This window comes from Lysobacter capsici, assembly GCF_014779555.2.
In the GTDB taxonomy this organism is placed as follows: domain Bacteria; phylum Pseudomonadota; class Gammaproteobacteria; order Xanthomonadales; family Xanthomonadaceae; genus Lysobacter; species Lysobacter capsici.
The window spans coordinates 5372963-5385955 of the sequence record NZ_CP094357.1; the positions used below are offsets into that span (position 1 = coordinate 5372963).

General features: G+C 68.9%; 5 protein-coding genes. 1 reads left to right on the forward strand and 4 read right to left on the reverse strand.

The annotated features are described in order from the left end of the window. Positions 1–4: 4 nt before the first annotated feature. From IEQ11_RS22215 to IEQ11_RS22225, 3 genes are read right to left on the reverse strand one after another with little or no spacing between them, the layout of a single operon-like run. Positions 5–1006: an OmpA family protein gene (locus tag IEQ11_RS22215; RefSeq protein WP_247024641.1), complete on the reverse strand. Its 1002-nt coding sequence runs from the start codon at positions 1004–1006 to the stop codon at positions 5–7. Further along, complete coding sequence (locus IEQ11_RS22220) at positions 1003–7986, reverse strand: ESPR-type extended signal peptide-containing protein (protein WP_191821200.1); 6984 nt, start codon at positions 7984–7986, stop codon at positions 1003–1005. The genes IEQ11_RS22215 and IEQ11_RS22220 overlap by 4 nt, the downstream gene beginning before the upstream one ends. Beyond that, a complete protein-coding gene (locus IEQ11_RS22225; protein ID WP_191821199.1) occupies positions 7983–8264 on the reverse strand; it encodes a hypothetical protein in 282 nt (93 codons plus the stop codon). Before IEQ11_RS22225 ends, IEQ11_RS22220 begins: the two co-directional genes overlap by 4 nt. Positions 8265–8748: 484 nt before the next feature. Between IEQ11_RS22225 and IEQ11_RS22230 the strand changes: the two genes are divergently transcribed. Continuing rightward, positions 8749–10530 (forward strand): sensor histidine kinase, encoded by a 1782-nt coding sequence (locus IEQ11_RS22230; protein WP_191821198.1) that lies wholly within the window; start codon positions 8749–8751, stop codon positions 10528–10530. Positions 10531–10563: 33 nt separating this feature from the next. Here the strand turns inward: IEQ11_RS22230 and IEQ11_RS22235 are convergent, their stop codons facing one another. Continuing rightward, positions 10564–12963 (reverse strand): ligand-binding sensor domain-containing protein, encoded by a 2400-nt coding sequence (locus tag IEQ11_RS22235; protein ID WP_191821197.1) that lies wholly within the window; start codon positions 12961–12963, stop codon positions 10564–10566. Positions 12964–12993: the final 30 nt, after the last annotated feature.

Genomic DNA, 12993 nt, shown 5'->3' on the forward strand with positions numbered 1-12993 from the left:
CGACTCACTGCTCCACGTCGGCCACGATCTCGACCCGGCGATTGGGCTGCAGGCAGGCGATCAACGCGGCTCGCTCCGCGCGAGCATCGCAGTCGCCGATCACGGGTTCCGACTCGCCCCGGCCTTCGGCCGAAATCGATCGCGCCGGCACGCCTTCGTCGATCAACAACCCACGCACCGTCTGCGCGCGTCTTTGCGACAGCGCCTGATTGGCCTGCTCGCTGCCGATGCTGTCGGTATGCCCGATCACCCGCACGTTGCGCAGGCCCTTTGCATCGCGCAGTTCCGCCGCGATGCGCGCGATTTCGGCGCGACCGCTCGACTGCAGATCGCCGCGACCGGACTGCCCGAACGCGAACAACGCATCGGCGGACAGCGAAAAACGCCGGGGCGCGGCGGCGGGCGGCGCCGACGGCGGCGCCGCCGCGACCGGCTCGCGCAGCAGGTCGCCGCAATCCTGCGGCAGCCAGTAGAAACTGCGCGCCAGATAGTTGCGGTCGAAAATCACCTTGTACTGGCATGTGGTCACCCCGCCATCGCGACGGAAGTGAAACAGGTAGTCCCACTCCCGCACGCCGGCATAGCCTTCGCGGAAGTGCGGACGCCCCAGCAGGTGATAGAGCTGCTCCTTGGTCACGCCGGCGGCCACTTGGCGCAGACTTTCCACGTTGGGGAACGTTCCCTCTTTCAGGATCGCCCGCTCCTTCGCCGGAAACACCACCTCGGCCGGCACTCCATCGGCGGAAATGTCGCGACTGACGTGTCGGGTGCCACAAGCGGACAACAGTCCTATCGCGATACTGCACACGATCGCTGCGCCAGCGAACCGGTTGGCTTGCATTGGAGATTCCTCGCTGTGACTGATGGCCGCCGGTCGCCGCGCCTGTCGCCGCGCCGCCGGGCAGTGTTCTGATTCGTCTGGATCGTTCGACCAAGACAAGGTCGAACGATCCGCTCGCGTTCGGATATCGCGCCCCGCCCGAACGCGCGGCGCGCGGTGCTTCACCACTGGATACCGGCGCCGACCGAGAAGCCCCAGTCGCGCGCGGTGTTTCCGCTCGCCTGGGCCTTGTAGACCCAGCGGCCGTTCTCGGTGATGCCCGACAAGCCCACCGCCATGCCGTATTCGCCCTGATAGCCGCCGGCCGCCAGCGCGAGCATGCTCTTGCCCGGCAGATAGGCCTGCGGCAGACCCGCCATCGCCATCGCCGAGGACGTGCCGGCGCGGAAGTCGCGGCGCAGCGCCCACACATCGTTGTCGAATTTCTGGAAGCGCGCGTCGGTGTAGGCCTTGGATTGATCGACCGCGGAGCTCACCCCGGCGTTGAGCTGGCTGACGTTGACCGCGTCGGTGCCGGCGATGCCGGGCGCCACGCCGGTGATGGTGCGGCCGCCGATGTTGACCTCGCCGGTGGAGCTGCTGTTGCCCACGTAGGCGGCGTTGTAACCGCTCTGCGCGCCCACCGTGGTCGCCGATCCGGAACCCAGCGCGACGCTGTTGGCATGGCTCGCCGTCGCGCCGGTACCCACCGCGGTGCTGCCGGCGCCGCTGGCGGTGCTCTGGTTGCCCACCGCCAGCGCGTTGTTGCCGCTGGCCACCGCGCCGTTGCCGCCCGCCGACGAGTTGGTGCCGGTCGGTTGCGGCTTGACGATGCTGCCCTCCTGGCTGACCTGGAACATGCCGTCGGAACCGTTCTGCACGCTGGTGATGCGGCCGTCGAAGGTATTGACGGTATTGGTCAGATTGGCGACGTTGCCTTCGACCTGGGTGATGCGGCCATCGAAGCTGTTGACCGTGCCGCTCAGGTTGGCGATATCGCCTTCGACGTTGGTCACGCGTCCGTCCAGCGCGTTGACCGCCTGGTTGGTCGCGTGCAGCTGCGAGCCGTTGACCGCATCGGTCGAGGTCTCCGACAAGCGTCCCGCGGCGACGTTGGTGAGGGTGCGTTCGGCGCCCACGCCGCCCACGCTCACCGTTCCCACCGGCGCGGCGCCGGCGAAGTTGTAGGTGGTGCCGGCGATGGTGGCGCTGGCGGTGCCCACCGCCGCGCTGGTGGTGGAACCCGCGCCCAATGCGACGCTGTTGGCGTCGCCCGCGGTGGCGCCGGTGCCGATCGCCACCGCATCGGCGGCGGTGGCGCTGGCGTTCACGCCCGAGGCGATCGCGCCGGTCGCGGTGGCGCCGTTGTTGGCGTAGTTGCCGCCCTGCACGCCGCCGTCGTTGACGCTGTAGTAATGCGCGGTGCCGGAGGACACCGCCTGATTCAACTGATCCAGATTCACCGCATCGCTGCCGTTGACGCCGGCGGCCACGTTGGTGATGGTGGTGCCGCCGGCGTTGATGCCGACATTGGTGATGCTGGGGCCGCCGGCGATGCTCAGGCCGTTGGTGGTGATCGTGGTATTGCCGACCACCACGCTGTTGAAACTCGGGTCCGGCACCACGCCGACCGTCAAGGTGCCGGTGGCGTCGTCGTAGGCGACCGTGGCGTTGCTGCCGGCGGCCACGGTCAAGGTTTCGTTGGGCGCGATATTGCCGCTGTTGGCGCCGGCGGTGATGTTCCAGCCGGCGGTGGCATTGTTGTTCACCTGGGTCAGCGCGTCCTGCACGTTGGTGTAGCTGTTGCCGCCCACCGCGAGCCCCGCGGTCACCGTGTGCGTGGTCGGGTCGTAGACCGAGGTACCGCCCAGCGATGCGGCGGTGCTGTTGCCCAACTGATCCAGATTGACGCCGAGCGCGCTCACCGCCTGGTTGGTGGAGAACAACTGCGAACCGTTGATCGCGTCGGTGGAACCGCCCGACACCCGGCCCGCGGCGACGTTGGTGATGGTGCGTTCGGCGCCGACCGCGCCGACACTGACCGTGCTGGTCGGCGTGGTTCCGGCGTAGTTGTAGGTCACCCCGTCAATGGTGTCGCTGCTCGTCGCCACGACGGCGCCGGTGATCGAACCCGAGCCCAGCGCCACATCGCCGGCCTGCGTGCCCGCGATCGCGCCGTTGCCCAAGGCCGTGCCGCTGGCGACCGTCGCGCTGGCGCCCACGCCCGCGGCCAAGGCGTTGACGCCGCTCGCGCCGTCGTTGTCGTAGTTGCCGCCGACGACGCCGTTGTCGTTGACGCTGTAGTAATGCATGGTCGCCGCCCGCGCCGCGGCGGTCAGCTGCGCCACGTTGACCGCATCGGTGTCCTGCGTGCCCGCCGCCACGCCGGTGATCTGGCGGGTGTCGGTGCCGTTACCGATGCTCACCGCGCCCAAGGTGCTGCGCCAGGTCGGCGAGGTATCGGTGGAAGGCAGGCCGGTGATCGGGTCGTACCCGGCCACGCCGGCGGCGGTGCCGGCCACCGAGCCGCGGCCCAGGGCCACGCCGTCGACAGCGGTCACCGACGTGTTGCTGCCCAGCGCGGTGGCGCCGGACACATCGGCGATGGCGTTGCGGCCCAACGCCGCGCCGGCCACGAGCGCCGGATCGATCACGCCGCCGTTGTAGGTCGCGTTGGCGCCGTCGCCGAACGCCGCGCCGCCGTTGCCGGCGCGCGTCGATGCGCCCATCGCGACCGAACCGGTGGCGCTGGCATTGGCGCCGATCGCGATGGCGTTGACTCCGCTCGCGGCCGCATTCAATCCCACCGCGACCGCGCCGGTGGCGCTGGCGTTGGCGGTGTTGCCGATGGCGAGCGCGCTTTCCGCCGACGCCGAACTCAAGCGGCCCAAGGCGGTGGAATACTGGCCGGTGGCGTTGGCGTCGTAACCGGCGGCCAGGGCCGAGGTCGCGGTCGCATCGGCGAAGTGGCCGATGGCCACCGCCTGGCTGCCGGTCGCGGTCGAGACCATGCCCAGCGCGACCGCGTAGGCATCGGTCGCGCGCGACGTATCGCCGATCGCCACCGCGCCGTTGCCGCCGGCCAGGGACGCGCCGCCGATGGCGATGCCCAGGCGGACATTGGCGGTGGCGCCGACACCGATCGCGATGGTGTTCTGGGCCGAGGACAGACTGTTGATGCCCAGCGCCACCAAGCCGCCGGTGATCGCCTGGGCGTTGGTGCCTATGGCGACGCCGTTGTCCTGGCTCGCGGTCGCGCCGAAGCCGGCGGCATACGAAGCCACGCCGGTCGCGGTGGCGTTCACACCCGACGCGATCGCATTCACGCCGGTGGCGCCGTCGTTGTTGTAGTTGCCGCCGACCACGCCGTTGTCGTTGACGCTGTAGTAATGCGTGCGCACCGCGTCAGTGGCGTCGGTCAGCTGACTGACGTTGACCGCGTCGGTGCCGGCCACGCCCGGCGCGACGTTGTTGATGACCAAGCCGCCGGCGTTGATGCCGGCGGTGGTGACGCTCGGCCCGCCGGTAATGGTCAACCCGTTGCTGTTCACCACGGTGTTGCCGGCGGTGACGCTGTTGACGGTGATGTCGTCGGCCAGATCGAAGCTGACGTTGTCGCTGGCCGCGGTCTTGCTGACCACGATATTGCCGTCGGTGTTGTTGAGGTCGACGGACTCGCCCGGCGCCACGTTGCTGACGTTGGCGCCCTGCGCGCTGACGTTCCAGCCCGCGTTGGCGGTGGTGGCAACCGATTCGATCGCTTGGTTGGTCGCATACAACTGCGAGCCGTTGATCGCATCGGTCGAGCCACCCGACACCCGACCGGCGGCGACGTTGGTGATCGTCCGCTCCGCGCCGACCGCGCCGACGCTGACCGTGCTGGTCGGCGCGGTGCCCGCGTAGGTGTAGGCGGTTCCGGCGATGGTGTCACCGGTCGTCGCCACGACCGTGCCGGTGATCGAACCCGAACCCAGCGCCACGTCGCCCGCCTGGGTCGCGGCGGTCGCGCCGAAGCCCAGCGCGGTCGCGCTGTCGGTGGTCGCGGTCGCGCCGACACCCGCGGCCAATGCGTTGACGCCGCTCGCGCCGTCGTTGTTGTAGTTGCCGCCGACCACGCCGTTGTCGTTGACGCTGTAGTAATGCGTGCGCACCGCGTCGGTGGCGTCGGTCAGCTGACTGACATTGACCGCGTCGGTGCCGGCCACGCCCGGCGCAACGTTGTTGATGACCAGGCCGCCGGCATTGATGCCGGAAGTGGTGACGCTCGGCCCGCCGGTGATGGTCAGGCCATTGCCGTTCACCACGGTGTTGCCGGCGGTGACGCTGTTGACGGTGATGTCGTCGGCCAGATCGAAGCTGACGTTGTCGCTGGCCGCGGTCTTGCTGACCACGATATTGCCGTCGGTGTTGTTCAGATCGACCGCTTCGCCCGGCGCCACGTTGCTGGCGTTGGCGCCCTGCGCGCTTACGTTCCAGCCCGCGTTGGCGGTGGCGGCGACCGATTCGATCGCTTGGTTGGTCGCATACAGCTGCGAACCGTTGATCGCATCGGTGGACGTATCGGAAATCCGTCCCGCCGCCACGTTGGTGATGGTCCGCTCGTTGCCGGCGCTACCGACGCTGACCGTGCTGGTCGGCGCGACGCCGGCGAAGTTATAGGTCGTGCCGTTGATCGTCGCGCTGGGCGTCGCAACGGCCGCCGCGGTCGTCGAACCCGAACCCAGCGCCACGTCGCGCGCATTGTTGGCCACCGCGGTGTCGCCGAACGCGACCGCGCCCGCCGCCAGCGCGCGGCTGGTGCTGCCGATGGCGACGCTGCCCTGGCCGACCACGGTGTTCTGGAAGCCGATACCGACCGCGCCCTGCGCCGCCGTGCCGGCCACGCCGACCGCCTGACCTCCGCCGCCGACCATGTTGGTGTTGCCGATGCCGATCGAGCCGTTGCCGGTGGCGGTGTTGTCCAGGCCCTGCGCCACCGCGCCGTTGCCGGTGGCGGTGTTCGGATCGCCGATCGCGACCGCGCCGTTGCCGCTGGCGAAGTTGCCCGAACCGACCGCGACCGCGCGACCGCCGGTGGCGGTGGAACCGCGGCCGATGGCGACGGCGTCATCGGCATCGGCGACGGATTCACCGCCGATGGCGATGGCGTTGGCGCCCGATGCGAGCGCGCCCAGGGCGGCATTGCCGCCGACGGCGATCGAACCGATGCCGGTGGCGCGCACCGCCGTGGCCGCGCTGCTGCCGCCCGAGCCGAGCGCTGTCGCGTATTCGGCCGCCGCGGTGGTCCGGGTGCCGACCGCCACCGCGTCCGCGCCGGTTGCGCGGCTCACAATGCCCATTGCGACAGCGCGATCCTGCGAAGCGGTCACGTCGGTGCCGATGGCGATGGAACCCGCCGACAAGGCGCCCGATCCGACCAACGTGCGCGCGCCCAGATTGATCGAATTGATCGCCGACGCGATCGACTGGAAGCCGATGGCGATGGCGTTGCGGCCGCCCGCGTTGGCGCTGCTGCCTTGCGCGATGGCATCCAGCGCCGAAGCGTTCGCCTGGGTACCCAGGGCGATCGCGTTGCCCACGCTCGCATTCGCGTTCAGGCCGATCGACGTCGTCGCGTTGCTCGCCACGCCGATGCCCGCGTTGGTGCCGATGGCGATATTGTCGTTGCCGCTGACCAGGCTGCCGGCTGCGGCATCCAAGGTGGCATCGTAGGCGACCGTGCCGTCGCCCGTGCCGAAGGCGACGTTGCGCGTTCCGGTAACGCCCGAACCCGCGCCGCGCATCGCGCTCGCGACGCCTGCGCCCACGGCGCTGTTCTGCGCGCCGCTGACCAGCGTGCCGGCGGCGACACCCATTGCGACCGAGCCGGTATTGGCGGTGGTCGAGCCCGCGCCGGCACCCTGGCCGACCGCGACGGTGCTGGTTCCCGTAGCGATCGCCTGCGCTCCCAGCGCAAGCGAACTGTTCCCGTCCGCACGAGCGGCGTTGCCGAGCGCGGTGGCTGCGTCGTTGGTTGCCGTCGCCAACCGGCCGCCGGCGAAGGTATTGACGCCGCTGGCATTGGCGCCAGAACCGATCGCGGCGGAATTGCCGCCGCTGGCATTGGCGAAAGAACCCACGGCGCTGGCGCCGACTCCGGTGACATTGGCCGACGCGCCCACCGCGGTCGCATTGGTGGCGCTCGCGACCGTGCCACTGCCGAGCGCGCTGGAATTGATCCCGCTGGCTGCCGCGGTGTTGCCGACGGCCGCGCCACCATCGGCGCTGGCATTGGCGGCAGTGCCTACCGCAACGGTGGAATTGGCGAGAGAACGCGAGTTGACGCCGATCGCGATGGCGTTGGGTACCGCCGGAGTGCCGACAACGCCCGCGAGCGCGCCCTGGCCGAATGCGATGGATTGGTTGCCCACGGCCCTGGCTTGAAAGCCGATGGCCACGGTCCTGCTGGAACTGGCCTCCACGTCCGTGCCGAGGGCGATGGCGCTTTCGGCCAACGCGCCGGTCCCGGCAGCAGTGCGAGCGCCCAGATAAATGGAATTGACTCCGGCGGCAGTGGCTCCGGCGCCAACAGATACGCCATTGAACGCCGAACTGGCGGCGCCGCTGCCCATCGCGACCGCGCCCTCCGCCGCGGCAGCCGCTCGCACGCCCACGGCGACGCCGCTAAGTCCGGAGGCTCTCGACTGCACGCCGATACCGATGCCCCCCGAGCCGCTTGCGGTGACATCCGTACCGATAGCGATCGCCGATTCCCCGGTCGCTCCGGTTCCTGGAGCGGTGCGCGCGCCCAGGTAAATGGAATTGGTCGCGCCGGCAATGGCTTGGTAGCCCACAGCCGTGGCATTCAGCCCCGTGCTGCTGGCGCTATAGCCGACGGCGGTGGCTCCGCCCGCGGTCGCCTGGGACTGAAAACCCGCGCACATCGCGCTGCCGCTGTAGTAGTTGTACGGCGCCGTGGCGCAGTTCACCTGGGCCTGCGCCGAGGGCGCCCATCCCGTTGCGCCCAGCGCCAGCAGCGCGGTCACGACGCCCGCGCTCAGGCTCGCGGCCGATCGCGCGGCCTCGCGCCGGCCGCGCGATGCCTTGCCGCCGCCTCCGGCCAACTCGGACGCGACCACCAGCTGCCCGAGCGATCGGCTCCATACAACGCTATAGATTTTATTCATTGCTGGTTTCCCCAGTGACAAGCCCATGCGACGGCCTGTGGGATGAAGGTGATATGGCGTTGCTCGTGAACCCTTTCGACGACGATCGCGACGATCCGCCCTGGGCGGTCGACCGCGATCCATCGATACGGCGCGGCGTCGGTCGTGCGGTGGGTTTCACCATCGCGCCGGTCGATGCGCGGTTCGGACCGTGGCCTCGCGCGAACGTCGGCGATGCGGATGGATCGCGACGGCGGCGCGCGGCGGATCGTCCGGTCGCGGCCATAAGCCGCCGACACCCTCGCTGCGATTCGGCGCGAATGTCCGCGCAGTCCGGGACATCGGCAACGCCGATTGCACCGCCCGCCGCGAATACTTGATCGGCCATCCGCGCTGACCCATGGCGCTGCGCGTATCGATTGAATGCTCCATGCACTGCCCGTTCCGATGGCGGTCCGACGCGCGCGTCCGGTGTTGTTCGAAGGCGCGTATCTGATCGGTTGTGGCGAACACTAGCGAGCGCAATTCGCGATTACACGCACAAGGCTTCACGAATAATTTCCGGCGACGGGCGTCGCGAGCGTCGGCGACGAGACATCCAGCCGACTCGCCGTGAGCGATGACCGATCGCGCTGTGTTCGACCGCACGAAGCCGGCGCCAGTGGCGGCGCGATCGTTGCGTCGCGCAGACGATCGCGGCCGCGCGCTTCGCCGCTCCGATCCATGCGAGCGAAGCCGCCGACGCGATCGGCCTGCCCGCAGGCGCCGCGTGTCGAGGTACGCATGCCCGATTATTTCCAATGCTCACCACGGGTGAGAAATCGGGCCGACACAATCCGCGCGGCGTGCTCGACCCGGCAAGCGTCAAAAAAGAGCGACGGCCATCGCGATTACTCGTTGACGCACGCAACTCCCGGTTGCCGCGTCACATCCCGGTGCTACGCTGGCTACCGGTGGCCAATCAAGCAACGAAGCCATCGCGCCGCGCCCGCCGCATCGGACGCGAGCGCCGGAAGGGATGAGTCCAGCCGCCGTCCAGCGGTCCGTCCCGCAGCCATCCACCGCGCCCTGGTAGCAACCGCAACGATGACCGTCCGCGAATCGTCCCCATCCCCTTGGCATGGTTTCATCGACTGGATGCAACGCGTGCCCACCCGCGCCGCGCGCGACCGACGCAACGCAGTGACGCTGCAAGCGATACTCGCCGTCATCGCCGCCAGCACCCTGGTCATGGCGATCGCATCGTGCGCCGCCATGGCCGACACCAGCGGCGTCGCCGACAACGGCTTGATGCTGATCGTCAGCGCGTACGCGTGGTTGTGCTTCTGCCTGCTGCGGCACGGATTTTTCCGTCTGTCGACCAGCCTCACCGTGATCGGCGGCCTGATCCTGATGGGCATGAGCTATCACGCCTACGGATTGCGGGCGCAGTCGGGGCTGCAGATCACCCAGCTATTGCCTCTGCTGTGTTCGGGATTGTTCCTGGGCCGGGCCGCGGCGTGGTGGACGGCGCTGGCCAACGCGGCGGCGCTGGCGATAGGCGCGCATACCGATCTGCAACTGGCGACCGATTCCATGCAGGCCTCCGACGCCTTGGCCAATCTGCTTCTGGCCGGCATGAATTTCCTGGTGCTGGCGACGATCCTGGATCGTCTGATCCTGTCGTCGCAGCGCGCGATCAATCGCAGCGAAGAACTCAACGAACTCTGCCTGGAGCTCCGGCATCAGGTCGAAGAGAAAGAACGCGCCTACGAACGCCTGCTGCAAACCCAGAAGATGGAAACCATCGGCCGGCTGTCGACCGGCATCGCCCACGACTTCAACGCCATCCTCAGCGTGATCCTGGGCCATGCGACCTCGGTGGGCAGGCGCGGCGGTTCCATCGACGCGGTGCTGCCCGGCATCCGTCAGGCGGCGCGCAGCGGCGCCACCCTCACCCGGCGCCTGCTGAGTTTCAGCCGGCCCCATGTCAGGGAGATATCCACCTTCGATCTCGCTCAGGCCATCGACGAAGTGCGGCCGTTGATCCTGCCGATGTTCCCGCGCGGCATCGAGGTATCGCTGGACACCTCCGCCTGCGGCCTGCTGATCCGCGCGGACCGCGACGAACTGGTGCTGGCATTGTTGAACATCGCCAGCAACGCCTGCGATGCCATGCCGCGGGGCGGCCGCTTCGTGCTGTCCGTCCAAGCCGATGGCGATCATGCGTTCCTGCGGCTGGAAGACAGCGGGATCGGCATGGCGCCGGAGGTGCTCGCGCGGCTGTTCGAGCCGTTCTTCACCACCAAGCCCAAGGACCAGGGAACCGGCATCGGCATGGCGACCGTGCATCGCTTCGTGACCGACCACGGCGGCGAAATACACGCCGACAGCGCTCCCGGTCAGGGCACGCGCATCCGTATCCGATTGCCGCTGGCGAAATCCGGATGCGATGACGAGCACTCAAGCGCGGATGAGGCCGGCGCGCGGATCACGCGGCCGCGCTCGGATGCGGGCGATCGCGACCATGCGCCGCCCACGATCGTCGAACCGGCGATCGCCGGCTGTCGCGTCATCGGCTCCTGAGCGCCGCGGCGCCGCGACCAGCGGTACCCGCGATCAGTCGGGATTCTTCCGCGCCCAGGTGGGCTCCTGGCTGGTGCCGAACTGGGTGCCGCCGACCAGGGCCAGCAAACCCAGCGCGGTGGCCAGGATCAGAATCCACGGCCGCAGATACCAGGGCTGCGGATTGAGAATCTTCAGGCTGGCCGAATCCGCCGACCATCGCCCGCCCTGGCTGCGCGCCTGCACTTCGAACAGATGCTCTCCCCACGGCACCGACGTGTACACGATGCTGCGGTTCTGTCCCGCGTCCACCCAGTCGTGATCGAACCCGAGAAGACGAAAGCGGTAACGCGTTTCCCAAGGCCGGCTTAGGTTGATGGCGCTGTAGTGGATTTCCAGACTGCGCGCGAATGGCTGCAAGGTCAGCGACGATCCGACGATCTTCTGGCCGCGTCCGGCGACCGCCACCTCCTCGATGTGCGGCTTGAGCGGCACCGGCTGGACATCGGCCAGAACCGCCGGATCGATCACGGCGAATCCCTCCACCAGGGAAAACCACAGCCGGCCCCGCGTATCGCGGTGACAGGCGCTCGAATGGCCGCCGTTGATCTCGGCCGGGATCAATCCGTCGCTCGCGGTGTAGCCGACCGACTCGATCTGCGCCGCGTCCGCCCGCGGCGTCGGCAACAAGGTCACGCCGCGATTGCCGCCCAGCCACAGACGTCCCTGACCGTCGGGCAGGATGCACGACACGGTATCGTCGAACAGGCCGTTCTGGCTGTCGTAACGGCGCACCCGACCGTTGTGGATGCGATTGAGTCCGCCGCCGTAGGTGCCCACCCACAGCGTGGCCGCGGCCCGGTCTTCGTACAGCGCGCGCGCGAAGCGCGAGGACAAACCTTCGCGAGGCGTCCACCGCTCGACCACTTGCTCATCGATCAAGCGCAACACACCGCGGTCGCCGACGAACCAGTGGCCGCCGCGCGCGGCCGCGACGACGTTGTTGATGCTCATGCCCTGCAAGGCCTCGATGCGGTGTTGCCCGGCAATGCGCCCTTGCGCGTCGATCGCGACCACGAAGGTTGAGCGCCCGGATGCGACGAGAAGGCGGCCGTCGCCGTACTGCCAGACATTGATCGCTACGCCGGCCTCCCAGGCGCCGGCGCGCTGCGGCTTGCCGTCCACGACACGGATCAGGCGCCCCTGTGCCGTTCCCACCCAGAGCGCGCCCTTGCGATCCAGCGACAGGGTGGTGACGCATTCCTCGTCGGACGTTTGCAGGATCGGCTGCGGCAGCATCTCGCCGTCGCGGCGCCAATGCCGCAGTCCCGCGCACGCCGATCCGAGCCAGAGCCCTCCCTCGCCATCGGCGATCACCGCGCGGCCGGCCATGTTCACCCCCGCCCTGGGCGCGCGGATCAATTCGAACAGCGACTTGCGCACGCGCAACAAACCCTTGCTGCCGCTGCCCATCCACAGATTGCCTTCGCCGTCGCGGGCCAGACTGGTCACGCCCTTGCCGAACAACTCGGGGATGTCGCGCCAGTCGCCGGCGTCGTCCTGCTGGGCCAGACGCCCCGTGGTGGTGGCCACCCACCAGCGACCCTCCGCGTCCTTCACCGCCGCCGCGGGATTCGCCACGCCCAGCGCTCGCCATTGCCCCTGCGCGGGATCCGGGCGATTCGGATCGCGATTCGCATCCGGATCGTAGCGATAGAGCGCGCGCTGCGTACCGACGAGCAAATCGCCGCCGTCGGTTTCCAGCACACGCACTCTGACGGCGCCATCGGGCAACGCGATGCGCCGAAGCTGTCCATCGGTCAGGACGAAAAGACCGTCATCGCCGCCCGCATACAGACGCCCTCGCCCATCGCGCGCCAGGTGCGAATGGCCCGCGCTTGCATAATCGATCCAGGTCTCGCGTTGATGCACCGGATCCAGACTGAGCAAGCCGATGCCGGTGGCGACCCACACGGTCCGGTCCGGCGCCTGCAGAATGTCGTTGACCTGACAGGTTCCGCCGCAGACCGGCAAGTGATGGAACCCGTCCTGCCGATAGACGCTCAAGCCGGCGTCCTGCGTACCGATCCAGAGCCAGCGCCGGTCGTCCTCATGCAGGGTCAGGATGCGATCGCTGGCGGGCCCGGCCTGCGGCTGCTCCTGCACCCGCGGCGGCTCCTGCGACGAGTTGCTTCTGAATACCTTGAAGCTCAGGCCGTCGAAACGCGCCAGTCCGCCGAAGGTGCCGATCCACAGATAGCCGTCGCGGGCCTGGACCACGGCGTTGACGCCCGATTGCGGAAGACCATCGTCGCCGGTGAACACGCGCAAGCCCACCTGATGTTCGGGCTGCAGCCTGGTCGGCGTCGATGCCGACGCCACGCCGGCCAGCACGAACACCGCGGCGGCCAGGCACAGCGACCGCGACCGCGACCAGATCTCGATGAACCTCACGCCGCTGCTTCTCCAACGCCAACGCCAACG

Coding starts and splice junctions, on each gene's coding strand:
- IEQ11_RS22230 (WP_191821198.1), top strand. CDS start 8,749: ATGCCCGATTATTTCCAATGCTCACCACGGGTGAGAAATCGGGCCGAC.
- IEQ11_RS22220 (WP_191821200.1), bottom strand. CDS start 7,986: ATGAATAAAATCTATAGCGTTGTATGGAGCCGATCGCTCGGGCAGCTG.